We start from the raw sequence: 22,441 nt of genomic DNA, 5'->3' as shown, positions 1-22,441 counted from the left end.
GGAGTACGTGCGGGCGGAGGCCTCGGCCGCGACCCCCTCGAGGTAGTCCCCGACGGCGGCGAGCGGGTCGGGGGTGGCGCGGAACCGCGCGAGCTGCGGATGGTCGCGGTAACCCTTCGTGCGTCCGGCGAGCACCGCCTGGGCGAGCAGGGCCTCGCGCCAGCAGGCGGCCAGACCCTGCCGGTCGAGGTAGTCGGGGGCGAGGGACCAGAGGCGCACCGGGTCATCGTGACACGCGCACCCACCGCACGAGCAGCCCGACGGCGAGCACCCCGGCGCCCGTGAGCACCGCGGCCGGCGGCAGCGTCGCGCCCAGCACCACGCACCCGGCCAGGCCCACGGCCTGCAGGGCCCGCGGGTAGCGGCGGTGCGCGCCGGTCTGCGTCCAGGCGGCGAGGTTGGCCACCGCGTAGTACGCCAGCACGCCGAACGAGGAGAAGCCGATCGCGCCGCGCAGGTCCACCGTGAGCACCAGCGCGACCACGACGACGGCGACGGCCACCTCGGCCCGGTGCGGCACGCGGAACGTGGGGTGGACGGCGGCGAGGGGGCGCGGCAGGTCGTCCTCGCGCGCCATGGCCAACGCCGTCCGGCCGACGCCGGCGACCAGGGCCAGCAGCGCCCCGAGCGACGCGGCGGCCGCGCCGACGCGCGCGACGACCCCCGCCCACGGCGTCCCGGCGACCGCCGCGGCGAGGGGCGCGGGCGCGGCCGCCGTCCCCGCCAGCCCGAGCGCCGCGAGCAGCGTGACCGCGACGACCGCGTAGACCACGACGGCGCCGGCCAGGGCCCCGACGATCGCGCGGGGGATGGTGCGGGCCGGGTCGCGCACCTCCTCGCCGAGCGTCGCGACGCGCGCGTACCCGGCGAACGCGAAGAACAGCAGGCCCGCGGCCTGGAGGACGCCGTAGAGCACCGTGCCGGCGCCGGCCGGGGTCGTCGCGACCAGGGTCGCCGTCGGGCCGGGGGCGTCCGCCGGGCCGCCGGCGAGGGCCACGGCGACGGTCACCGCCAGCGAGAGCAGCACCACGACCACGATCCACCGGGCCAGCCGCGCGGTGCGCGTGACGCCGCGATAGTTGACGGCCGCCAGCGCGACGACGGCGAGCGCCGCCACCGGACGCTCCCACCCGGGCGGGGCGGCGTACGCGGCGAACGTCAGCGCCATCGCCGCGCAGCTCGCCGTCTTGCCGATCACGAACCCCCACCCGGCGAGGAAGCCCCACCACGGGCCGAGCCGCTCGCGCCCGTACACGTACGTGCCGCCCGATGCCGGGTACTGCGCGGCGAGCTGCGCGGACGACGTGGCGTTGCCGTACGCGACGACGGCCGCGACGCCGAGGGCGACGAGCAGTGCGGCGCCCGTGCCGGCGGGCAGCACGGCCGCGGCCGCGGGGGAGAAGGCGGCGAAGACGCCGGCCCCGATCATCGACGACAGGCCGATCACGACGGCGTCGGTGGTGGTGAGGCGGCGCGCGAGCTCGGTCACGGGTCGATCTTGCCGTGCGGGCCACCGGCGAGGGATCTTGCGCCCCGATTGAACACGTGTTTAGTCTGTTGAACATGCGTTCAGTCGATGCTGCTCCCGAGGAGCCGGACCAGGCCCGCGGGCCCCTCGTGCCGGCGTCCGACGGCAGCACCCGCGGCCGGATCCTCGACGTCGCGATGCGCCGGTTCGCCCGCTCCGGGTTCGGGGCGTCCGTCCGGTCGATCGCGGCCGACGCCGGGGTGAGCCCGGCGCTCGTCATCCACCACTTCGGTTCCAAGGAGAAGCTGCACCTCGCCTGCGACGAGTACGTGCTCGCCTGGATCCGCGACGTCAAGCGCGACTCCATCGGGCGCGCCGCGGGCGGCAACCTGCTGCAGGTGCTGTCGGCGGCGGACCAGTACGCGCCGCTCGTGGGCTACGTCCTGCGGTCGTTGCAGGCGGGCGGCGCGGTCGGCCGCGAGTTCACCGAGCACATGATCGCGGACGCCGAGGTGTACACCGCCGAGGCGGTGCGCGACGGCGTCGTCCGGCCCAGCCGGGACGAGGCGGCGCGCGTGCGCTACCTCGTCTACTCGGCGCTCGGCGCGATGCTGCTCTCCGTCACGCTCGACCCGCCGCAGGACGCCGAGGACGTCACGGCCGCCATGCGGCGCTTCATGGACGAGCTCTACCTCCCGATGCTCGAGCTGTTCACCGACGGGTTCCTCACCACCCGCCGCATGCTCGAGGACTACCTCCTGTACGTGCCGGACCCGCCGGGCGGGGCGCAGGCCCCCACCGACGGAACCCCCCACGACCACGAAGAGGAACCATGACCACCACGGATTCAGCCACCCCGGCTGCCCGGACCGCGGCCACGCCCGCGGTCGAGATCCACGACCTGCGCAAGACCTTCGGCTCCGTCCTGGCCCTCGACGGGCTCGACCTGACCGTCGAGGCCGGGCAGGTGGCCGGCTTCCTCGGCCCGAACGGCGCCGGGAAGTCCACCACCATCCGCGTGCTGCTCGGCCTGCTGCGCTCCGACTCCGGCAGCGCCCGCCTGCTCGGCGGCGACCCCTGGCGCGACGCCGTCGCGCTGCACCGCCGTCTGGCCTACGTGCCCGGCGACGTGTCCCTCTGGCCGAACCTCACCGGCGGCGAGGCCATCGACTACCTCGCCCGCCTGCGCGGCAGGCCCGACAAGAAGCGCAAGGCCGAGCTGCTCGAGCGGTTCGAGCTCGACCCCACCAAGAAGGCCCGCACGTACTCCAAGGGCAACCGGCAGAAGGTCGCGCTCGTCGCGGCGTTCGTGTCCCAGGTCGACCTGCTCGTGCTCGACGAGCCGACGTCGGGCCTCGACCCCCTCATGGAGGCCGTGTTCACCGAGCAGGTGCGCGAGGCCAAGGCCGCCGGCACCTCCGTGCTGCTGTCGAGCCACATCCTCAGCGAGGTCGAGAAGGTCTGCGACACCGTGACGATCATCCGGAACGGCCGGGCGGTGGAGTCCGGCACCCTCGACGACCTGCGCCACCTCACGCGCTCGGCCGTCACCGCCGTCGTCGACGGCGACCCGTCGCCGATCGGCGCGATGGCGGGCGTGCACGACCTCGCCACGACGACGAACGGCGAGGGCGTCCGCGTGACGTTCGACGTCGACAACTCCGAGATGGGCCGCGTGCTGCCCGCCGTGTCCGCCCTCGGCGTGCGCTCGTTCACCGCGCAGCCGCCGTCGCTGGAGGAGCTGTTCATGCGGCACTACGGCGACGAGCTCGCCGCCGACGGCGTGCAGGTCGGCGCCCCCGGCACGAGCGGCGCCCGCACCAAGGCGGGCGCGCGATGAGCGCCGTCACCGCCGCCCCTCCGCTGCACCGGGCCGAACCCGTGCGCGGCGGCACCACGCTCACCGGCACCTGGAGCCTGGTGCGCTTCATCCTGCGCCGCGACCGCGTGCGGCTGCTGGTCTGGAGCCTCGGGATCCCGCTGCTGTACCTCGGGTCGCTGCCGGAGTACACCACCATGCTGGACGACTCCGAGGGGCAGGCCGTCCGGGCCGCGCTGGTGTCGTCGCCGGCGATGGTCGCGATGACCGGGCCCGGGTACGGCACGGACGACTACACGGTGGGCCCGGCGCTCGCGAACGAGCTCACCCTGTGGGTGGTGATCGCGCTGGCCGTGATGAGCATCCTCCAGGTGGTGCGGCACACCCGCGCCGAGGAGGAGTCCAGCCGGTCCGAGCTGGTGCGCGCCGCCGCGGTCGGGAGGCACGCGGCCGTGGTCGCGGCGCTGTTCGTCGTGCTGGTCGTCAACGCCGTCATCGCGGTGCTGTCCGCCGCCGTGCTCGCCGCCGACGACCTCGACCTCACCGACGCGATCGGCATGACGGGCGGCATCGCCGTCGCCGCGCTGACCTACGGCGCCGTCGCGCTGGTCGCCGCCCAGGTCACCGAGCACTCGCGCGGGGCCACCGGTCTGTCGATGGCGGTGCTGGGCGCGACCTTCACGGTGGGCACCATCGGCAACATGCAGGAGCCGGGCGGCAGCTGGGCGTCCTGGCTGTCGCCGATCGGGTGGGCGCAGCAGATGCGCGCCTTCGTCGACCTGCGCTGGTGGCCGGCGGCGATCGGCGTAGTCGTGATCGTCCTCCTCCTGCTCGCGGCGTCGTCCCTCGCGTCTCGCCGCGACTTCGGGGCGGGGCTCGTGCCCGACCGTCCCGGGCGCCCCGACGCCCTGCCCAGCCTGCGCTCGCCCGGCGCGCTCGCCTGGGTGCAGCAGCGCATGGCCCTGCTGTGGACGGCGCTCGGCCTGGGGATCATGTGGCTCGCGATGGGGACCGTCGCGTCCGACGTGCCCGAGCTGACCAAGACCCTTCAGGACAACCCCGTCTACGCGTCCGTCCTCGGCGCGGGCGACCCGGTCGCCGGGTTCCTGCGCATCATCGTGCTCTACGCCGCCCTCGGCGCGGCCGTGTACGGCATCGTCGCGATGCTGCGCGCCAAGGCGGAGGAGGACGCCGGTCGGGCCGAGTACGTGCTCGCGACGCCGGTCGCCCGGGGCCGGTGGTTCGGCGCCACGCTGGGCCTCAGCTCCGCCGCCACCGTGGTCGTCCTGGTCGTGGGCGTCGCCGCGGGCGCGGCCGGCGCGGTGCTCACCGGGCTGTCGGACCCGTCCTTCGGCGCCATCCTCGGGGCGGGCCTGCTGTACCTGCCGGCGCTCGCCGTGTTCGTCGGCGTCACCGCGGCGGTGTACGCGTGGGCTCCGCGGGCGGCCTCGCTCTCGTGGGTGCTGCTCGAGTGGGCGATCGTCGTCGCGCTGTTCGCGGGCCTGTTCCACATCCCGGAGTGGGCGCAGAAGATCTCGCCGTTCTGGTGGGTGCCGGACTCGCTCTCCGGCGACGTCGACTGGGGCCACGTCGGCGGGCTGTGCGCCGTCGCGCTGGTGCTGGTCGTGCTGGCGTTCGTCGGCTTCCGCCGGCGGGACGTCGCGACGAAGTAGCGCTCCCCGCGAGCTGTCAGGGCCACGCGCGGATAATCGTGGTCCTGGTCCTGACAACTCGGCGGGGCGGGTTAGCGTGGTCGGCCGTGAGCACCCCCACGGATCCCGGCACGACGGCGCACGAGGCACGACTCGCGCACGGCCTGCGCACCCGCCACCTGACGATGATGGGCCTCGGCTCCGCGATCGGGGCGGGCCTGTTCCTCGGCGCCGGCGTCGGCGTCGCGACCGCGGGCCCCGCCGTCCTGGTCAGCTACGCCATCGCGGGCGCGCTCGTCGTCCTCGTGATGCGGATGCTCGCCGAGATGGCGTCGGCCCTGCCCGCGTCCGGCTCGTTCTCCGTCTACGCGGAGGCGGCGCTGGGCCGCTGGGCCGGGTTCCTGCTGGGCTGGCTGTACTGGTTCACGCTGATCATGGTGCTGGGCGTCGAGGTGACGGGCGTCGCGGGCATCGTCAGCGGCTGGTGGCCGGACGTGCCGCAGTGGGTCGTGGCGGCCGTCGTCGTGGCGGTGCTGGGCGGCATCAACCTCGTGGGCGTGCGGCAGTTCGGCGAGTCGGAGTTCTGGTTCGCGGCGATCAAGGTGGCCGCGATCCTCGCGTTCCTCGTGGTGGGCGTCCTCATCGTCGTCGGCGTCATCCCGGTGACCGGCAGCGTGCTGGGCGACTGGGCCGCGCACGGCGGCTTCGCCCCGGCGGGCTGGGCGGGCATCGCGGCGGGCCTGCTCACCGTCGTCTTCGCGTTCGGCGGCATCGAGATCGTCGCGATCGCGGCCGCCGAGGCCCGTGACCCGCGCACCGCCGTCGCCCGCGCCACCCGCACCATCGTGTGGCGGATCCTGCTGTTCTACGTGGGCTCGGTCGCGATCATCGTCGCGCTGATCCCCTGGGACGACGCCGCGGCGCTGGAGTCGCCGTTCGTGTCCGTGCTGCAGCTCGCCGGGTTCGACGGCGGCGCGCGGCTCATGGAGGTCGTCGTGGTGCTGGCGCTGCTCAGCGCGTTCAACGCGAACGTCTACGGCACGTCGCGGATGCTCTTCTCCCTCGGCCAGCGCGACGACGCGCCGCCCGCCACCACCCGGGTCTCGCGCCGCGAGGTGCCGTGGGTGGCGGTGCTCGTGTCCGTGTTCTTCGGCGTCGTCGCAGTGGGCCTCAACTGGCTGCTGCCCGCGCAGATCCTCACGATCCTGCTCAACGCGGTCGGCTCCGCGCTGTTCGTCGTGTGGCTGCTCATCACGATCTCCCAGCTGCGCCTGCGGCCGCGCCTCGAGGCCGACGCCGCGCGCGCCGGCGAGCCGATGCGGCTGCGCATGTGGGGCTACCCGTACCTCACGTGGGTCACGCTGGCGGGTCTCGTCGCGCTGGCCGGGCTCATGCTCTCCGACCCGGCGGCGCGCGCCCAGCTCGCCGCCACCGGCGGGCTGGTCGTCGTGATCCTCGCGGTCTACGCCGTCACGCGCCGGGTGCGCGCCGCCCGCTAGCGGCGTCCGGGTCGTCGTCCGGCTTCGACGGCCGGATCGTGGGCACGTCGCCGACGATCGGGATGGGCCGGCGGTGGAACGGGAAGCCGTACCGGGTGACCAGGCCGGCGAGCGTCGTGACGCGGTTGCGGGGCCCGACCAGCGACATGATGTGCACGAAGAGCCACACGAGCCAGGCGAGCCCGCCCGTGAGCCGCAGCATCTTCGACGTCACGGGCAGCGTGATCTCGGCGATCGCGGCGCGGCGGCCGATGACCGCCATCGTGCCCTTGTCGTGGTAGCTCAGCGGCTCGGTGGCGCGGCCCTCGAGCAGCGCGAGGATGTTGCGCGCCACCTGCTGGCCGCCCTGGATGGCGGGCTGGGCGAGCTGCGGCAGCCAGTCGGGCGTCTCGGCGATGTCGCCGATCGCGAAGACACCGGGCCGTCCCTCGACCTGGAGGTCGGGGCCGACGGCGATGCGGCCGCCCTTCCGGCGCGGCAGGTCCCAGTCGTCCACCTCGGGGTGCGGGCCGACGCCCGCGGACCACACCGTGAGGTCGGCGCGGATGCGGGTGCCGTCGGTGAGCACGACCGCGTCGGGCAGCACCTCCGCGACGCCGGCCCCCAGGTGCAGCCTCACGCCGCGGTGCCCGAGCTCCTGCGCGGCGTACTCGCGCAGGCTCGGGTGGAACGCCTTGAGCAGCTCGGTGCCGCGCTGCACGACGGTGATCTCGAACGCGTCGCCGTGGATCTCGGGGTAGGCGGGCGCGAGCCCGGCGGTGCGCAGCTCCGCGAGCGCCCCGGCGACCTCGACCCCGGTGGCGCCGCCGCCCACCACGACGACGCGCAGGCCGTCGTCGGTCTCGGGCGTGAACGCGGAGTTCTCCAGCCGGATGAAGAGCTGGTCGCGGATCCGCAGCGCCTGCGACCGCGAGTACATGCCGAACGCGTTCTCCTTGGCGCCCGGGGTGTCAAAGAAGTTCACGGTGACGCCGTTGGCGAGCACGAGGTGGTCGAAGGCGATCGTCTCGTCGTTGGCGAGGCGGATGGTGCGCGCGTCGTGGTCGATGCCGACCAGGTGCTCGTGCAGCACCCGGAGGTTCTTCTGCTTCAGCCGCAGCCCGCGCAGCCAGTAGGTGACGTCGCCGGGGTTCAGCCCGCCGGTGGCGACCTGGTAGAGCAGCGGCTGGAACGTGTTGTACACGCGCCGCTCGACGAGCGTGACCCGCACCGGCGCCTTCGCGAGCGCCTTCACGACGGCGAGGCCGCCGAACCCTCCGCCGACGACCACGACATGGGGGAGGTTCTCGGTGCGCTGGTTCACGGGACCACGGTAGGTGACCTGACAGAATGCTGCCGTGCCCGAGCTCCTCGCCGTCTGCCGCGTGTTCGCCCTCCTGCCCGACGCCGGGACGGTGGGCGTCACCGCCATCGACAAGCGCCCCGTGGAGGGGCGGGTCAAGGCCCGCCCGTACGGGCTGTACGCGGACGTCCAGGCGGACCGCAAGGACCACGGCGGACTCGACCAGGCGGTGTACGCCTACGCCCAGGAGGACGCCGAGGTGTGGGGCGCCGAGCTGGGCTACGAGGTCACGCCGGGGCTGTTCGGGGAGAACCTGCGCACCCGCGGCCTGGAGGTGAGCCGCGCGGTCGTCGGGGAGCAGTGGCGGATCGGCACGACCCTCCTGGAGGTGACGCAGCCTCGCGTGCCGTGCCAGACGTTCGCCCGCCGTCTGGACTCGCCGCCGCGCTGGGTGCGCCGGTTCACCGAGGCGAACCGGACGGGCGCGTACCTGCGCGTCGTCGAGAACGGCGACCTGGGCGCGGGGGACGAGGTCGAGGTGGTGCGCCGGCCGGCGCACGGTGTGACGCTGGCTGACTGGTTCGGGGCGTACAACCGGCTCGACGTGGCGTCCGACCTCGCCGACGTCGCGAAGGCCCTGCTGGTGGCCCACGACGGCGGCGAGGTGCGGCTCAGCGACGAGCTGCGGGAGCGGGCCGAGAAGTCCCTGGGTCGCTGACCCCGCGGGCGTCCTCGGCGCCGCCGTCGAGCCCGTCCTCGACCCCGTACCGGTGACCCGCGTACCCCCAGACGGCGAGGGCGAGCGCGGGCCCCCAGAACCAGGCGGGGAAGTAGAGGGCCCCGGCCCAGCCCATCATGACGACCATGGGGACGGCGGCGCCGCAGAGCATGACGGCGACGACACCTCCGGGCACGATGGCGGCGGCCGGCGGCACCGGGCGGCCGGCGCGACGGCCGAACCAGCGCGGCAGACGCTCGCCCCACGGCAGGATCAGCCCGAGCGTGAGGACGATGCCGAGCCAGGCGCCGCTCGAGAGCGACAGGCCCTGGATGCGGACCGGGAGGGTCAGCTCCTCCGCGGGGCCGGCGAAGGCCGGCCACGGGGTGAGCCAGGTGGCGCGGGCGAGCGCGTAGGGCAGCGGGCCGAGCGCGGCGACGATCGTGAACAGCCGCCGGTGCCGGGTGACCCAGGCGGTGGCGGTCCGCAGCGACCCGCGCCTCCAGGCGCGGACGGCGACGAGCCCGGCCCAGGCCGCGGCGGTCGCGAGGGGCAGCAGCACGGACGGCAGCGCCCACGGCTCGCGCGCGAGCCCCGACGTGATGGCGCCCCACCAGTCGACGAACGCGTCGCGGCCGACGACGACGCCGACGACGGCGAGCGCCGCGACGGCGGCGAGCGGCAGCCGCCGTGCGGGGCGGGTGCGGAACACCTGAACGCCCGCCCACACGGCGAGCACGGGGACCGCGAACGACACGAGGTAACCCGCGGCGGGGAGCGTGCCCGACCCCTGGGCGAGCAGGCCGAACGCGACGACCTCGAGGACGCCGACGGGCGCCACGAGCCGCCCCGCGGCGCGGGCGGTGGGGCGGGCGAGCGCGGCGGCCGCGGTCACGACGCCGAGCAGGGCGGCCGCGAGCAGGAACAGCTCGAGCGACGCCGCGGGGACGAGCTCCGCGCCCAGCATCCGCCCGTCGGGCAGCAGGGGGTCGATCTCCGGCCGGGCGAGGAACCAGCCGAGCACGGCCGCGGTGGCGGCCGACGCCGCGAGCGCGGCGCCCGCGAGCCGCCGGTCCGGCGGCGCGTCGACGGGGGGTGGGACGGCGCCGGTCCTGGCGCCGCGCCGGGGGACGTCGCGGGGGACGGATGTGCTGGTCATCGTGCTGCCTCCGGTCGGTTGGGCGGGTGTGCTCCCACGCTCGCGCCGCCGGGGCGCGGGGGCTTCCCCCGTGCGGGGGAACCGTGTCCCCCGCGCACGGGAACCTGCGCCTGCCCGCCGTCACGCCGTCGTCGTGGCGACCGTTGACCCGCCGGGGCGGGCGCCGCTATGTTCACTCTCAGCACACTCGTTCGGAGAACGGACCGATGACGGCCCGCTCCGGTCCGGACCGTTCAAGGGAGAACACCGTGCTCGGGAAGAACAAGGTTGCCGGGAAGCTCGCCGCGCGCCGCACCGTCCCCGCCGCCGTCGCCGCGGCGGCAGCCCTCGCCCTGGCCGCGTGCAGCGGCTCGTCGGGCGACCCCGAACCGGCGGCGTCCGGGGACGGCGGGCTGACGCCGGTCACGGTGGGGGTCATCCCGATCGTGGACGTCGCGCCCGTCTACCTCGGCGTGGAGCAGGGGTTCTTCGAGGACGAGGGCCTCGACGTCACCCTCGAGCTCGCGCAGGGCGGCGCCGCCATCGTGCCGGCCGTCGTGAGCGGCGAGTACGAGTTCGGGTTCAGCAACGTCACGTCGCTGCTGCTCGCGTCGCAGCAGGGCCTGCCGCTCAAGGTCGTGGCCCCCGGAAACCTCACGACGGGCGAGGTCGGCAAGGACTTCGCGGCCGTCGTCGCGATGCCGGACTCCGGGATCGAGGACGCCGCCGACCTGGCCGGCAAGACCGTCGCCGTCAACACGCTCAACAACATCGGTGACACGACGGTGAGCGCGGTGGTCGACGCCGCGGGCGGCGACGCGTCGAAGGTCGAGTTCGTCGAGATGGGCTTCCCCGACATGCCGGCCGCGGTGGAGAGCGGTCAGGTCGACGCCGCCTGGATCCTCGAGCCGCACCTCACCCGGGCGTTGCAGTCCGGCGCCGAGCCGGTGAGCTGGAACTACGCGGAGGTGGACCCGAACCTCCTCATCGCGGCGTACTTCACGTCCGAGCAGCAGATCGCGAAGGACCCCGAGACCGTGGACGCGTTCACCGCCGCGCTGAAGGAGTCCCTCTCGTACGCCGAGGAGCACCCCGACGAGACGCGGGCCGTGCTCGACTCGTACACCGAGATCGACCCGGCCGTGAAGGACGCGATGGTCATGCCGCGCTTCACGCCGGACCTCGACCAGGCGCAGCTGCAGCTCCTCGCCGACCTCGGCGAGCAGTACGGCATCTTCGAGGAGCCCGTCGACGTCTCCGCCCTGATGCCATGAGCAAGGGTCGTCCCCTGGCACACCGGGCGGCCTGGCTGGGCACCGCGGGCGTCGTGACCCTGCTCGTGGTGCTGCAGGTGGTGCCGTCGACGGGTCTGGTGAACCCGGACTTCCTGCCCCCGACGACCGAGATCCTCGCCGCGCTGGTGGAGCGCGTGCAGACGCCGGAGTTCTGGACGGCGCTCGGCGACACGCTGGTCACGTGGATCACGGGTCTGGCGATCAGCGTCGTCGCGGGCGTGGTGCTCGGCGTCGTGATCGGGACGGTGCCGTTCCTGCGGGCGGCCACGGCGTCGACGATCGAGTTCCTGCGGCCGGTGCCGTCGGTGGCGCTCATCCCGATCGCGGTGCTGCTGTGGGGCACGGGGATGCAGGCCACGCTGCTGCTGGTCGTGTACGCGTCCTTCTGGCAGGTGCTGGTGCAGGTGCTCGCGGGCGTGCAGGACGTGGACCCGGTCGCGAGCGACACGGCCCGCTCGTACCGGTTCTCCGTGCTCGCCCGGGTGCGCACGCTGGTCTGGCCGACGGCGTTGCCCTACGTCATGACCGGCCTGCGGCTCGGCGCCGCGGTGGCGCTCATCCTCACCGTGACGGGGGAGATGCTCATCGGCACCCCGGGGATCGGCAAGCTGCTCGCCGTCGCGCGGGAGTCGGGCGCCGTGCCGTCCATGTACGCGCTGGTCGTCGTGACCGGGCTGCTCGGCGTCGCGGTCAACCTGCTGGCCCGCGCGCTGGAGCACCGCGCGCTGTTCTGGCACCCCGCCGTCCGAGGGGAGGTCACGGCATGAGCGCCGTCCGGTCCGTGCTCTACGCCGTCGGGCTGCCGCTGCTGCTGCTCGCGGCGTGGTGGGTCGCGACGGCGGACAGCGTGTCGCCGTTCAACCCGCCGCTGTCGGAGATCCTCGCGACGTTCGGCCCCACGTGGTTCTCGGGCGACACGTTCGCGGACACGCGCTTCGTGCAGGACATCCTGCCGAGCCTGGGCCGGCTGCTCGTCGGCTACGCGGCGGCCCTCGTCATCGGCGTCACCCTCGGCGTGCTCATCGGCGCGGTGCGCCCCCTGCGGGAGTTCGCCGAGCCGGTGCTGGAGTTCTTCCGCGCCATCCCGCCGCCGGTCATGGTGCCGGTGCTCATGCTGTTCCTCGGCGTCGGCACGTCGATGCGGGTGTTCGTCATCGCGACCGGCGCCCTGTGGCCCATCCTCCTCAACACGGTCGAGGGGGTGCGCGGCCTCGACCCCGTGCTCAAGGACACGGCCCGGGCGTTCCGCCTCGGCCGGTGGGGGCGGGTGCGGCGGCTCATGCTTCCGGGCGCGAGCCCGCAGATCGTCACCGGCGCCCGGCAGGCGCTGTCGATCGCGATCATCCTCATGGTGATCAGCGAGATGTTCGCGGCCAAGGACGGCCTCGGCTTCTCGGTGGTGCAGTTCCAGCGCAGCTTCGCCATCCCCGAGATGTGGAGCGGCGTCATCATGCTCGGCCTGCTCGGGGTGCTCCTGTCCTTCGTCTTCCGGATCGCGACCGGCGCGGTCCTCGCCTGGTACCACGGGTACCTGCAGGCCCAACGTGGAGGTGCCTAGATCGTGGAGGTGACCAGTTGAACGCGATGCTCGAGGTCCGCGGACTGCGCAAGGTCTACACGGGTCGCGGCGACCCGGTCGAGGCGATCGAGGACCTGTCGTTCGACGTCGCCGAGGGCGAGCTCGTGTGCGTCGTCGGCCCGTCCGGCGCGGGCAAGACGACGCTGCTGCGCTGCCTCGCCGGCCTGCTGCCCGCGACGTCGGGCGACGTCGTCCTCGCCGGGTCGCCCGTGATGGGGCCGCCGCAGGGCATGGCGGTGGTGCTGCAGGAGTACGGGCGCTCGCTGTTCCCGTGGATGACGGTGGTGCAGAACGTCGAGCTGCCGCTCAAGGAGAAGGGCCTGCCCCGCGCGGAGCGGGCGCGGCTCGTCGGCGAGGCGCTCGAGGCGGTGGGCCTGGCGGACGTCGCCCGCTCGTACCCGTGGCAGCTGTCGGGCGGCATGCAGCAGCGCGTCGCCATCGCCCGGGCGGCCGCGTACGAGCCGCAGGTGCTGCTCATGGACGAGCCGTTCGCGGCCGTCGACGCGCAGACCCGCTTCGAGCTCGAGGACCTGGTCCGCGCCCTGTGGCAGCGCCTCGGCGTCACGGTCGTCTTCGTCACCCACGACATCGACGAGGCGATCTACCTGGGCGAGCGCGTGCTGGTGCTGTCCGCCCGGCCGACCGTGCTGCTGGAGGACGTGCGTGTCGACCTCGGCGCCGAGCGGGACCAGCTCGACACCCGCGGCGCCCCCGAGTTCGCCCGCCTGCGCACCCACGTCTACGAGCTCGTGCAGCAGGCCAAGCTGGGAGTGCGCTCGCTCGCCGACGCGAGGCTGACCCATGCAGGCTGAGCCCATGGAGAGCACGGAGGACCCCCGGGCAGAGGTCACCGAGGAGACGACGGCGCGGTCGGGCGAGTTCGTCCAGTCGCTCGACCGGGGGCTGGCGGTGATCCGCGCGTTCGGCGCGGAGCGGCCGTCGCTCACGCTGAGCGACGTCGCCCGCGTCACGGGGCTGAGCCGGGCGTCGGCGCGCCGGTTCCTGCACACCCTCGTGGACCTCGGGTACGTGCGCACCGACGGCCGGGAGTTCGCGCTCCGGCCCGCCGTCCTCGACCTGGGCTACGCGTACCTGTCCAGCCTCACGCTGCCGGAGGTCGCCGCGCCGCACCTGGAGCGGCTGTCGCAGGAGGTGGGAGAGTCGTCGTCGGTGGCCGTGCTCGACGGGGCGGACATCGTCTACGTGGCGCGCGTCGCGACGCACCGGATCATGTCGGCGGCCATCCGTGTCGGCACCCGCTTCCCGGCGTTCGCCACGTCGATGGGGCGCGCGATCCTCGCGCACGTGCCGGACGGCGAGCGCGACGCCTTCCTCGCCGCGGCCGAGCTGCCCGCGCTCACGTCGCGCACCGTGACGACGCCCGCCGCGCTGCGCGCCGAGCTGGACCGGGCGCGCGAGCAGGGCTGGGCCCTCGTGGACCAGGAGCTCGAGGAGGGCCTGCGCTCGGTCGCGGCCCCCCTGCACGACGCGCGCGGCGACGTCGTCGCGGCCGTCAACGTCTCGGCGCCCGTGCGGCGCGGCGACGTCGCCGAGATCCGCGACGACATCGTGCCGCCGCTGCTGGCCGCCGCGAAGCGGATCGAGGACGACCTGATGAGGATCCGATGACCCGCGACGCGTACGTCTACGACGCGGTGCGGACGCCGTTCGGCCGGTACGGCGGGGCGCTCGCGGGCGTGCGGCCGGACGACCTGGCCGCGTTCGTCGTCGGCGAGCAGGTCCGGCGCGCGCCCGCGCTCGACCCGGCCGTGATCGACGACGTGATCCTCGGCAACGCGAACGGCGCGGGCGAGGAGAACCGGGACGTCGCGCGCATGGCCGTGCTGCTCGCGGGCCTGCCGCTGACCGTGCCCGGGGCGACCGTGAACCGGCTGTGCGGGTCGTCGCTGGAGGCCGCGGTGCAGGCGGCCCGTGCGGTCGAGACGGGGGACGCGGACGTCGTCGTCGCGGGCGGCGTCGAGTCCATGTCGCGGGCGCCGTGGGTGCTGCCCAAGCCGTCCCGGCCGTACCCCGCGGGCGACGCCGCGCTCGTCTCCACGACGCTCGGCTGGCGGCTGGTGAACCCGCGCATGGAGCCCGACTGGACCGTCTCCCTCGGCGAGGCCACCGAACGGCTGCGCGAGAAGCACGGCGTGTCCCGCGAGCGGCAGGACGCCTTCGCGCTGCGCAGCCACCTGCTGGCCGCGCGGGCCTGGGAGGACGGGTGCTACGACGACCTGGTGACGCCGTACCCCGGCACGGACCTGCTCCACGACGAGGCGATCCGCCCCGACACCACCCTCGAGAAGCTGGCCGCCCTGGCGCCGGCGTTCCGCGACCCGTCCGACGGAGCGGCAGGGGGCACGGTCACCGCGGGCAACGCGTCCCCGCTGTCGGACGGAGCGTCGGCGGCGCTGATCGGGTCGGAGCGCGCCGCGGCGCTCACCGGCCTGGAGCCGCTCGCGCGCATCGCGGGCCGGGCGACCGTCGCGGGGGAGCCGCAGTACTTCGGCGCCGCGCCCGTGGAGGCCGTGAACCGGGCGCTGGAGCGCTCCGGCATCGGATGGGGCGACGTCGGCGCCGTCGAGCTCAACGAGGCGTTCGCCGCGCAGTCGCTGGTCTGCGCGCAGGCGTGGGGCGTGGACGACGACGCCGCGTTCCTCGACTCCCCGACCCGTGACGTGGCGATCCTCAACGGCTGGGGCGGGGCGGTCGCGCTGGGCCACCCGCTGGGCGCGTCGGGCACGCGGGTGCTGGGCACGCTGGCGCGGCGGTTGCGGGCCTCGGGCGCGCGGTGGGGCGTGGCGGCGCTGTGCATCGGCGTCGGGCAGGGCACCGCCGTCGTGCTGGAGAACGTCGGCGGGGCGGGCGGCACAGGGGGCGGTGCGGCATGACGCGGGTGGCGGAGACGGCGCGCGAGGCGCTGGGGGAGGTGCCGGACGGCGCGACCGTGATGATCGGCGGCTTCGGCCCGGCCGGGCAGCCGGTGGAGCTCATCGAGGCGCTGCTCGCGTCGGACGCGGGCGACCTCGTCGTCGTGTCGAACAACGCGGGCAACGGCGACGACGCCCTGGCGCGGCTGGTCCGCGACGGGCGGGTGCGCCGCATCGTCTGCTCGTTCCCGCGGCAGGTGGACTCGTGGCACTTCGACGCCGCGTACCGTGCGGGCCGCATCGAGCTGGAGCTGGTGCCGCAGGGCAACCTGGCCGAGCGGATCCGCGCCGCCGGCGCCGGGATCGGCGCGTTCTTCACGCCCACGGGCTACGGCACGCCCCTCGCCGAGGGCAAGGAGACGCGCGTGCTCGACGGCGTGCCGATGGTGCTGGAGACCCCCCTCCGGGCGGACGTCGCGCTGGTCAAGGCGCACCGCGCGGACACGGCCGGCAACCTCGTCTACCGGCGCACCGCGCGCAACTTCGGGCCGGTGATGGCCACGGCCGCGGCGCGCACCGTGGCGCAGGTGCGCGACGTCGTGCCCGCGGGCGCGCTCGACCCGGAGGCGGTCGTGACGCCGGGCATCTACGTCGAGGCCGTCGTCGCCCTCGACAGCACGACGGCGATCGCGGGGGTGGGGGCATGACGGCCTCGGCCCGGACCATCGGACCCCTGACACGCGAGCAGATCGCCGCGCGCGTCGCCGCCGACATCCCGGCCGGCGCGTACGTGAACCTGGGGATCGGCCTGCCGACGCTCGTCGGCGACCACCTGCCGCCCGGTTCCGGCGTCACGCTGCACACGGAGAACGGGATGCTGGGGATGGGCCCGGCGCCCGCGCCGGGCGACGCGGACCCGGAGCTCATCAACGCGGGCAAGGTGCCGGTCACCGAGCTGCCGGGGGCGTCCTACTTCCACCAGGCCGACTCGTTCGCGATGATGCGCGGCGGCCACATCGACGTGTGCGTGCTGGGCGCGTTCCAGGTGTCCGTGCGGGGCGACCTGGCCAACTGGTCGACGGGCGCGCCCGACGCCGTCCCCGCCGTCGGCGGCGCGATGGACCTCGCCGTCGGCGCCCGGCGGACCGTGGTGATGATGACCCTGCTGACCAAGGACGGGGCGCCCAAGCTCGTCGAGCAGTGCACGCTGCCGCTCACCGGCGTCGGCTGCGTGTCGCGCGTCTACAGCGACCGGGCGGTGCTCGACGTCGGCGCGGGTCGGGACGGGCGAGGGGGTGCCACGGTCGTCGAGCGGTTCGGGGTCGGGCACGCGGAGCTGGAGGACCTGCTCGGGCTCTCCCTGGGAGGGGCGCGATGACCGCTCCGGCCACGACAGAGCGGACGCGCGTCGCGATCGTCGGCGGCGGGCCGGCGGGGCTGCTGCTGTCGCACCTGCTGCACACGTCGGGCATCGACCACGTGGTGCTGGAGTCCCGCTCCCGCGACGAGATCTACCGCACCACCCGCGCCGGCATCCTCGAGGCGAGCTCCGTGTCCACCCTGGTCGACGCCGGGATGGACCGGGTGCTGCGCGAGGGCGACCGGCACGACGGCATCGCGCTGCGGTTCGACGGCGAGTCCCACCGCATCGACCTGCACGGCCTCACCGGCAGTGCCGTCTGGCTGTACCCGCAGACGGAGGTGTTCACCGACCTCGCCGACCGGGCGGCCGAGACCGGCACGGACGTCCGCTGGCAGGCGTCCGTCACCGAGGTGCTGGACATCCACACCGACAACCCCGGCGTGCGGTGGACCGACACCGAGGGCGGACCTGACGGGACGGAGCGCGAGCTGCGCTGCGACGTCCTCGTGGGCGCGGACGGCTCGCACTCCGCCTGCCGTCACTCGCTGCCCGAGGACGTGCGGCGGCACTTCGTGCACGAGTACCCGTACGCCTGGTTCGGCGTCATCGTGGAGGCGCCGCGCAGCGCCCCCGAGCTCGTCTACACGACGTCGGAGCACGGCTTCGCCCTCATCAGCCAGCGCACCGACACGCACCAGCGCCTCTACTTCCAGTGCGACCCCGACGAGGACCCCGCGGGGTGGTCCGACGACCGCGTCTGGCACGAGCTGCAGCGCCGCGTCGCGGGGGCGGACGGGTTCCGCCTGCTGGAGGGACCGGTGCAGGAGCGGTCCGTGCTGCGGTTCCGGTCGTCCGTCGTCGAGCCCGTGCGGCACGGCCGGATGCTGCTCGCCGGCGACGCCGCGCACACCGTGCCCCCCACCGGCGCCAAGGGCCTCAACCTCGCGCTCGCCGACGTCGTCGTGCTGCACGACGTGCTCAGCCGCTGGCTCGCCCGCGGCGGGAGCGACGAAGCGCTCGACGAGTACGGCCGCCGCGTCTCCGAGCGGGTGTGGCGGGCTCAGCACTTCTCCGCGTGGATGAGCCGGATGCTGCACACCCACCCCGGCGAGTCCGGCTTCGAGCGTCGTCGCCGGCTCGCGGAGCTGCGCACGCTCGTCGCGTCCGAGGCCGGCCGGCGCTACCTCGCGGAGGGCTACACCGGCTGGGGCGGCATCATCACGGAAGGAGCGATGTGAGCGAGAGCCAGACCGAGCTGTCCACCGAGATCCGGGCGAGCCACCGGGCGTACCGGGACCGGCGCGACACGAGCGGCCCCGAGGAGACGGGGCCCGTCCGCGACTTCGCGCCGTACCGCAGCTCGCTGCTCCGGCACCCGACGAAGGACCTGCGGCACGCGGACCCGGAGACGATCGAGCTGCTGGCGCCGGTGTTCGGCGAGCGCGACATCGGCGCGCTCGAGGCCGACCTCACCGTGCAGCACGGCGGGGAGCCTGCCGGGGAACGGATCGTCGTCGCGGGCCGGGTGCTCGACGGCGCCGGCCGGCCCGTGCGCGGGCAGCTCGTGGAGATCTGGCAGGCCAACGCGGGCGGCCGCTACATCCACAAGCACGACCAGCACCCCGCGCCCATCGACCCGAACTTCACGGGCGTGGGGCGCACGCTGACCGACGACGACGGCTGGTACCGCTTCACCACCATCAAGCCCGGGCCGTACCCGTGGAAGAACCACCAGAACGCGTGGCGGCCCGCGCACATCCACTTCTCCCTCTTCGGCACCGACTTCACGCAGCGCACCGTGACGCAGATGTACTTCCCCGGCGACCCGCTGTTCGCCCTCGACCCCATCTACCAGTCCGTCCGCGACCCGCGGGCGCGCGACCGGCTCGTCGCCGTCTACGACCACGCCCTCACCTCGCACGAGTGGTCCACCGGCTACCGGTGGGACATCGTGCTGTCGGGGGCCGAGCGCACCTGGACCGAGCCGGAGGACGACGACGAGGCCGGAGGACGACGATGAGTGACGCCGTGACGGGCAGCCCGGGCCGCGGGCGCGCGCCGCGCCTGCGCCCGACGCCCGGCCAGACGGTGGGCCCGTTCTTCGGCTTCGCCCTGCCGTACGACCGCGGCCACGAGCTCGTCGACCCCGGGACGCCCGGCGCGGTGCGCCTGCACGGCCGCGTGCTCGACGGCGCCGGTCGGCCCGTGCCCGACGCGCTGCTGGAGATCTGGCACGCCGACCCGTCGGGCGCCGTCGTGCGGCGCAGCGGCTCGATCCTGCGCGACGGCACCTTCACCGGCTGGGGCCGCGCCGTGACCGACCGCGAGGGCGGGTACTGGTTCCGCACGCTCGAGCCCGGCCCGACAGCGTCGTCGGACGGGCGTCGCCGCCCCGCGATGATCGCCGTCGCGGTGTTCGCGCGCGGACTCACCGACCGGTTGTTCACGCGGATCTACCTGCCCGACGACGGCTCGACGGGCGGGGAGGCGGCGCTCGCGGCCGACCCGCTCCTCGCGAGCCTCGAGCCCGAGCGGCGCGCGACGCTCCTCGCGGCGCGGGAGCCCGACGGGTCGTTGCGGTTCGACGTCCGCCTGCAGGGCGAGGGGGAGACGGTGTTCCTCGACCTCGGCCAGGGCACCGCCGGCCACGCCCCGCCCGAGGCGACGCCCGACGCCGCGCACGGCGTCGTCCGCGGCCTCGCCGCCGGGCCGCCGTCCGACCCGCTCGACCTGCCCGACCCGAGCGGCCGGGTCCTGTCCGGGGTGCCGTCGCCCGAGGGGCGGCCAGGTGCCTGACGTCGGCCTGCTCACCCCTGGCGCGGACCTCGCCCCCGGCTCGCCCGCCGCCGTCACCGACGACGTCGCCGTGCTGCGCGCGATGCTCGCCGCGGAGGCCGCGTGGGTGCGCGCGCAGGCGCGGGGCGGCGTCGTGCCGGGCGCCGTCGTGCCCGTCGTGGACCGGGCCGTCGTGGCGCTCGCGGCGGACGACGGCGCGGCGCTCGCCCTGGCGACCGAGGTCGCCCGCGACGCCGCGGGCGGCGGCAACCCCGTGATCCCCCTGCTCGCCCGGCTGCGCGCGGCCGTGGAGTCCGGCTGCGGCCCCGCCGTCGAGGCCGGGGTGCCCGTGGCCGACGTCGTCGGGGCGGTGCACGCGGGGCTGACCTCGCAGGACGTGCTCGACACCGCGCTCGTCCTCGTGCTGCGTGACGCCGCCCGTGCCACCGACGCGGGCCTCGGGCGCGCCGTCGCCGCCGCTGCCGGGCTCGCGCGCCGCTACCGTGACCTGCCCGCCCTCGGCCGCACGCTGACCCAGCCCGCCGTGCCCACGACCCTCGGTGCCCGCTGCGCCGGGTGGCTGCAGGGCGTCGCCGAGGCGCGTGCCCGGCTCGACGACGCGACCCGCGCGCTCCCGCTCGCCTACGGCGGCGCGGCCGGCACCCTCGCAGCCTCGCCGGTCGAGCCTGACGAGACCGCGCCGGCGAGCGTCAGCGCGCTGCGTCTCGTCGACGCCTGGGCCGCGGAGCTCGGACTGCCGACGACGGCGGGGCCGTGGCACGTGACGCGGTTCCCGGTGGTCCGCGCGGCGGCGGGGCTCGCGGAGGTGTGCGCGGCGCTGGGCACGGTCGCCGCCGACGTCCTGGTGGGTGCCCGCGCCGAGGTGGGCGAGCTGCGCGAGCCGGCCGCCCCGGGCCGCGGGGCGTCGTCGGCGATGCCGCACAAGCACAACCCGGTGCTGTCGGTGCTGGTGCGCCGGTCGGCGCTGGCCGCGCCGCCGCTGGCCGCGCAGGTGCTGGCGTCCGCGGGCCAGGCCGTCGACGAGCGGCCCGACGGCGCGTGGCACGCCGAGTGGCCCGCGCTCCAGCAGCTCGCCCGGCACGCCGTGGCGGCCGCGCACTCCGCGGCGGAGCTGCTGGAGGGGCTCGAGGTCGACGAGGAGGCCGTCGCGCGGAACCTGCGCGAGCAGCTCGGGGTCGGGCCGGCGGCGCCGGACGACGCCGGTGACGAGGAGCCCGGGGACGAGGAGGCGGCCGGGGCGCGCGCCGCCGGCGACGAGGCCGCGGACACGGGGGCGGCCGCGGCCCTCGTGGACCGGGTGCTCGCACGGCACGCGCCCGCCGGGTCGGGCGCGGCGGGGGAACGATGAGCGCCCCCGAGCTGGGCGCGACGGCGTTCGCGCTGCGCGACGCGTCCCGCCCGCTGCTGGTGCTCGGCCCGTCGCTCGGCACGTCCGTGACGGCGCTGTGGCACGACGTCGTCCCGCTGCTGGACGACGACCTCGACGTCGTCGGCTGGGACCTGCCCGGCCACGGCACGTCGCCGGCGGTGGCACCCGGGTCGCTCGACGACCTGACGGTGGCCGACCTGTCCTCTGCGGTGCGGGCGCTGGTCGACGCCGCCCAGGCCGAGCGCGGGGACCCGGGCGCGCCGTGCTGGTACGCGGGCGTGTCCGTGGGCGGCGCGGTCGGGCAGCAGCTGCTCCTCGACGCCCCGGGCCGCGTGCGCGGCGCCGTCCTGTGCTGCACGGCGGCCCGCTTCGGCGACCCGGGCCCGTGGCTCGAGCGCGGCGCGCTGGTCGCGGCCGCGGGCACGCCGACGCAGGTCTCCACGTCCGCCGGCCGCTGGTTCGCGCCCGGGTTCCTGGAACGGGCGCCGGACGTCGGCACCCGCCTCCTGGCGTCCCTGCAGCACGCGGACCGGTTCGGCTACGCCGCCGTCTGCGGCGCGCTGTCCCGGTTCGACGTCCGCGACCGGCTCGGCGAGATCGACGCCCCCGTGGTGGCCGTCGCCGGCGCGGACGACCCGGCGACGACGCCCGACGACGTCGCGCAGGTCGCGGGCGGCGTGCGCCGCGGGCGGCTGGTCGTGATCCACGGCGCCGCGCACCTCGCGCCCGCCGAGTGGCCCGGTCGCGTCGCGACCCTGGTCCGCGAGCTCGTGAGCGAGGGGGAGGCGCGATGACGACGACAGGGCACGACGGCGGGTACGACGGCGGGCACGACGCAGGTTTCGGACGCAGGGCGGACGGCGGGACGGGTGGCGGGCGCGGCGACGAGCCGAGGCGTGCCGACGGGACGGCGGTGCGGCGGGCGGTGCTCGGCGACGAGCACGTCGACCGGGCGGACGCCGGTACGACCTCGTTCACCGCGGACTTCCAGGACCTCGTCGCCCGGTACGCGTGGGGAGAGATCTGGACACGACCCGGCCTCGACCGCCGGAGCCGCTCGATGATCACGCTCACCGCTCTGGTGGCCGGCGGGCACTGGGAGGAGCTCGCCTTGCACGTGCGCGCGGCGGTGCGCAACGGCCTCACCGTGGACGAGATCCGCGAGGTCCTGCTCCAGTCGGCGATCTACTGCTCGGTGCCGAGCGCGAACCGCGCGTTCGCCGTCGCCCAGCGGGTGCTGCAGGAGGACGGCCTGCTCTGAATGCGGGTGAAGGTGCGGGACGCCGCCCGCACGCACCTCACCCAGGAGCAGGTCGGCGCGCTCGGCCTGGAGACCGCGCCGACCCACGTCGTCGACCGGATCGACCGCACGATCACGGAACCGGCGGGCCGCTCCACGAGCCGACCCGTGTCTGCCCTTGTGAGAGCGGTCCTGGGCCGCTACTCTCGAACACATGTTCGAAGATGACGGAGCGACAGCCGCGCCGCCCGCGGCCGTGCACCGTCGTCCTCGGGCGTTCGGTTCCGGCGCGGCCAGTGCCCCGGTCGCGCCGGAACCGCCCTCGTCGCGCGCACCGCACGTCACGGCGG

Annotated in this window: 23 protein-coding genes; 19 read left to right on the top strand and 4 right to left on the bottom strand. The window is 75.3% G+C overall.

The genetic code is table 11. The features are described 5' to 3' along the window. Window positions 1–219, bottom strand: a 219-nt coding sequence (locus ACFWEK_RS05205) for a pyrimidine dimer DNA glycosylase/endonuclease V (RefSeq protein WP_430553327.1), incomplete at its 3' end; no start/stop codon positions are given. Window positions 220–223: 4 nt separating this feature from the next. After that, a complete protein-coding gene (locus ACFWEK_RS05200) occupies window positions 224–1,489 on the bottom strand; it encodes an APC family permease (RefSeq protein ID WP_430547854.1) in 1,266 nt (421 codons plus the stop codon). Window positions 1,490–1,563: 74 nt separating this feature from the next. Here ACFWEK_RS05200 and ACFWEK_RS05195 point away from each other — a divergent pair, with 74 nt between their 5' ends. The 4 genes from ACFWEK_RS05195 (at window position 1,564) to ACFWEK_RS05180 (ending at window position 6,438) form a co-directional block, all read left to right on the top strand. Further along, window positions 1,564–2,304, top strand: coding sequence for a TetR family transcriptional regulator (locus tag ACFWEK_RS05195; RefSeq protein WP_430553326.1), 741 nt, complete (start codon window positions 1,564–1,566; stop codon window positions 2,302–2,304). Next, window positions 2,301–3,308 (top strand): ATP-binding cassette domain-containing protein, encoded by a 1,008-nt coding sequence (locus tag ACFWEK_RS05190; protein WP_430547852.1) that lies wholly within the window; start codon window positions 2,301–2,303, stop codon window positions 3,306–3,308. Before ACFWEK_RS05195 ends, ACFWEK_RS05190 begins: the two co-directional genes overlap by 4 nt. Beyond that, on the top strand, window positions 3,305–4,960 hold the full coding sequence (locus ACFWEK_RS05185) for an ABC transporter permease (protein WP_430547851.1): 1,656 nt from the start codon (window positions 3,305–3,307) through the stop codon (window positions 4,958–4,960). Before ACFWEK_RS05190 ends, ACFWEK_RS05185 begins: the two co-directional genes overlap by 4 nt. Window positions 4,961–5,046: 86 nt before the next feature. Then, window positions 5,047–6,438, top strand: a complete 1,392-nt coding sequence (locus ACFWEK_RS05180) for an amino acid permease (RefSeq protein ID WP_430553325.1) — start codon at window positions 5,047–5,049, stop codon at window positions 6,436–6,438. On the opposite strand, the gene ACFWEK_RS05175 is transcribed toward ACFWEK_RS05180, so the two are convergent. Then, the gene (locus tag ACFWEK_RS05175) at window positions 6,410–7,741 is read right to left on the bottom strand and encodes an NAD(P)/FAD-dependent oxidoreductase (protein WP_430553324.1); all 1,332 of its coding nucleotides are present in this window, start codon (window positions 7,739–7,741) and stop codon (window positions 6,410–6,412) included. The genes ACFWEK_RS05180 and ACFWEK_RS05175 overlap by 29 nt on opposite strands. 34 nt (window positions 7,742–7,775) lie before the next feature. Between ACFWEK_RS05175 and ACFWEK_RS05170 the strand changes: the two genes are divergently transcribed. Next, complete coding sequence (locus ACFWEK_RS05170; RefSeq protein WP_430553323.1) at window positions 7,776–8,438, top strand: MOSC domain-containing protein; 663 nt, start codon at window positions 7,776–7,778, stop codon at window positions 8,436–8,438. Here the strand turns inward: ACFWEK_RS05170 and ACFWEK_RS05165 are convergent. Then, complete coding sequence (locus ACFWEK_RS05165; protein WP_430553322.1) at window positions 8,392–9,597, bottom strand: hypothetical protein; 1,206 nt, start codon at window positions 9,595–9,597, stop codon at window positions 8,392–8,394. The genes ACFWEK_RS05170 and ACFWEK_RS05165 overlap by 47 nt on opposite strands. A 206-nt stretch (window positions 9,598–9,803) precedes the next feature. Here ACFWEK_RS05165 and ACFWEK_RS05160 point away from each other — a divergent pair, with 206 nt between their 5' ends. Genes ACFWEK_RS05160 through pcaC form a run of 14 tightly spaced genes read left to right on the top strand, consistent with a single transcriptional unit; the run spans window position 9,804 to window position 22,112 of the window. After that, the gene (locus tag ACFWEK_RS05160; protein WP_430553321.1) at window positions 9,804–10,850 is read left to right on the top strand and encodes an ABC transporter substrate-binding protein; all 1,047 of its coding nucleotides are present in this window, start codon (window positions 9,804–9,806) and stop codon (window positions 10,848–10,850) included. Beyond that, complete coding sequence (locus ACFWEK_RS05155; RefSeq protein ID WP_430553320.1) at window positions 10,847–11,638, top strand: ABC transporter permease; 792 nt, start codon at window positions 10,847–10,849, stop codon at window positions 11,636–11,638. Before ACFWEK_RS05160 ends, ACFWEK_RS05155 begins: the two co-directional genes overlap by 4 nt. Further along, on the top strand, window positions 11,635–12,429 hold the full coding sequence (locus ACFWEK_RS05150) for an ABC transporter permease (RefSeq protein ID WP_430553319.1): 795 nt from the start codon (window positions 11,635–11,637) through the stop codon (window positions 12,427–12,429). The genes ACFWEK_RS05155 and ACFWEK_RS05150 overlap by 4 nt, the downstream gene beginning before the upstream one ends. Window positions 12,430–12,455: 26 nt before the next feature. After that, the gene (locus tag ACFWEK_RS05145) at window positions 12,456–13,262 is read left to right on the top strand and encodes an ABC transporter ATP-binding protein (RefSeq protein WP_430547874.1); all 807 of its coding nucleotides are present in this window, start codon (window positions 12,456–12,458) and stop codon (window positions 13,260–13,262) included. Between the two features lie 4 nt (window positions 13,263–13,266). After that, the gene (locus ACFWEK_RS05140; protein ID WP_430547843.1) at window positions 13,267–14,079 is read left to right on the top strand and encodes an IclR family transcriptional regulator C-terminal domain-containing protein; all 813 of its coding nucleotides are present in this window, start codon (window positions 13,267–13,269) and stop codon (window positions 14,077–14,079) included. Continuing rightward, on the top strand, window positions 14,076–15,344 hold the full coding sequence (locus ACFWEK_RS05135) for a thiolase family protein (RefSeq protein ID WP_430547842.1): 1,269 nt from the start codon (window positions 14,076–14,078) through the stop codon (window positions 15,342–15,344). The genes ACFWEK_RS05140 and ACFWEK_RS05135 overlap by 4 nt, the downstream gene beginning before the upstream one ends. Continuing rightward, entirely contained in the window at window positions 15,341–16,030 is a 690-nt protein-coding gene (locus ACFWEK_RS05130) for a 3-oxoacid CoA-transferase subunit A (RefSeq protein WP_430547841.1), read from the top strand. The genes ACFWEK_RS05135 and ACFWEK_RS05130 overlap by 4 nt, the downstream gene beginning before the upstream one ends. Then, entirely contained in the window at window positions 16,027–16,701 is a 675-nt protein-coding gene (locus tag ACFWEK_RS05125; RefSeq protein WP_430547840.1) for a 3-oxoacid CoA-transferase subunit B, read from the top strand. The genes ACFWEK_RS05130 and ACFWEK_RS05125 overlap by 4 nt, the downstream gene beginning before the upstream one ends. After that, a complete protein-coding gene (locus tag ACFWEK_RS05120; RefSeq protein ID WP_430553318.1) occupies window positions 16,698–17,924 on the top strand; it encodes a 4-hydroxybenzoate 3-monooxygenase in 1,227 nt (408 codons plus the stop codon). Before ACFWEK_RS05125 ends, ACFWEK_RS05120 begins: the two co-directional genes overlap by 4 nt. Further along, window positions 17,921–18,706 (top strand): protocatechuate 3,4-dioxygenase subunit beta, encoded by a 786-nt coding sequence (gene pcaH / locus ACFWEK_RS05115; protein WP_430547838.1) that lies wholly within the window; start codon window positions 17,921–17,923, stop codon window positions 18,704–18,706. The genes ACFWEK_RS05120 and pcaH overlap by 4 nt, the downstream gene beginning before the upstream one ends. Beyond that, window positions 18,703–19,482, top strand: coding sequence for a protocatechuate 3,4-dioxygenase subunit alpha (pcaG, locus tag ACFWEK_RS05110; RefSeq protein ID WP_430553317.1), 780 nt, complete (start codon window positions 18,703–18,705; stop codon window positions 19,480–19,482). Before pcaH ends, pcaG begins: the two co-directional genes overlap by 4 nt. Then, window positions 19,475–20,830: a lyase family protein gene (locus ACFWEK_RS05105; RefSeq protein WP_430547836.1), complete on the top strand. Its 1,356-nt coding sequence runs from the start codon at window positions 19,475–19,477 to the stop codon at window positions 20,828–20,830. Before pcaG ends, ACFWEK_RS05105 begins: the two co-directional genes overlap by 8 nt. After that, on the top strand, window positions 20,827–21,645 hold the full coding sequence (locus tag ACFWEK_RS05100; protein WP_430553316.1) for an alpha/beta fold hydrolase: 819 nt from the start codon (window positions 20,827–20,829) through the stop codon (window positions 21,643–21,645). Before ACFWEK_RS05105 ends, ACFWEK_RS05100 begins: the two co-directional genes overlap by 4 nt. Beyond that, a complete protein-coding gene (pcaC, locus tag ACFWEK_RS05095) occupies window positions 21,642–22,112 on the top strand; it encodes a 4-carboxymuconolactone decarboxylase (protein ID WP_430553315.1) in 471 nt (156 codons plus the stop codon). Before ACFWEK_RS05100 ends, pcaC begins: the two co-directional genes overlap by 4 nt. The last annotated feature ends 329 nt before the right edge of the window (window positions 22,113–22,441 follow it).

Origin of the sequence: Isoptericola sp. NPDC060257, from assembly GCF_042726645.1 — a bacterium.
GTDB classification, from domain to species: Bacteria; Actinomycetota; Actinomycetes; order Actinomycetales; family Cellulomonadaceae; genus Isoptericola; species Isoptericola nanjingensis.
Note: the sequence above shows the minus strand (reverse complement) of the source record. Positions and strands in the feature narration are given on the sequence as shown.

Bases quoted from the DNA above. Each gene is read 5' to 3' on its own strand.
- ACFWEK_RS05135 (WP_430547842.1), top strand. From the start codon at position 14,076: ATGACCCGCGACGCGTACGTCTACGACGCGGTGCGGACGCCGTTCGGC.
- ACFWEK_RS05130 (WP_430547841.1), top strand. From the start codon at position 15,341: ATGACGCGGGTGGCGGAGACGGCGCGCGAGGCGCTGGGGGAGGTGCCG.
- ACFWEK_RS05185 (WP_430547851.1), top strand. From the start codon at position 3,305: ATGAGCGCCGTCACCGCCGCCCCTCCGCTGCACCGGGCCGAACCCGTG.
- ACFWEK_RS05160 (WP_430553321.1), top strand. From the start codon at position 9,804: ATGACGGCCCGCTCCGGTCCGGACCGTTCAAGGGAGAACACCGTGCTC.
- pcaC (WP_430553315.1), top strand. From the start codon at position 21,642: ATGACGACGACAGGGCACGACGGCGGGTACGACGGCGGGCACGACGCA.
- ACFWEK_RS05195 (WP_430553326.1), top strand. From the start codon at position 1,564: ATGCGTTCAGTCGATGCTGCTCCCGAGGAGCCGGACCAGGCCCGCGGG.
- ACFWEK_RS05165 (WP_430553322.1), bottom strand. From the start codon at position 9,597: ATGACCAGCACATCCGTCCCCCGCGACGTCCCCCGGCGCGGCGCCAGG.
- ACFWEK_RS05100 (WP_430553316.1), top strand. From the start codon at position 20,827: ATGAGCGCCCCCGAGCTGGGCGCGACGGCGTTCGCGCTGCGCGACGCG.
- pcaG (WP_430553317.1), top strand. From the start codon at position 18,703: ATGAGTGACGCCGTGACGGGCAGCCCGGGCCGCGGGCGCGCGCCGCGC.
- ACFWEK_RS05155 (WP_430553320.1), top strand. From the start codon at position 10,847: ATGAGCAAGGGTCGTCCCCTGGCACACCGGGCGGCCTGGCTGGGCACC.
- ACFWEK_RS05140 (WP_430547843.1), top strand. From the start codon at position 13,267: ATGGAGAGCACGGAGGACCCCCGGGCAGAGGTCACCGAGGAGACGACG.
- ACFWEK_RS05190 (WP_430547852.1), top strand. From the start codon at position 2,301: ATGACCACCACGGATTCAGCCACCCCGGCTGCCCGGACCGCGGCCACG.
- ACFWEK_RS05150 (WP_430553319.1), top strand. From the start codon at position 11,635: ATGAGCGCCGTCCGGTCCGTGCTCTACGCCGTCGGGCTGCCGCTGCTG.
- ACFWEK_RS05120 (WP_430553318.1), top strand. From the start codon at position 16,698: ATGACCGCTCCGGCCACGACAGAGCGGACGCGCGTCGCGATCGTCGGC.
- ACFWEK_RS05125 (WP_430547840.1), top strand. From the start codon at position 16,027: ATGACGGCCTCGGCCCGGACCATCGGACCCCTGACACGCGAGCAGATC.
- ACFWEK_RS05145 (WP_430547874.1), top strand. From the start codon at position 12,456: ATGCTCGAGGTCCGCGGACTGCGCAAGGTCTACACGGGTCGCGGCGAC.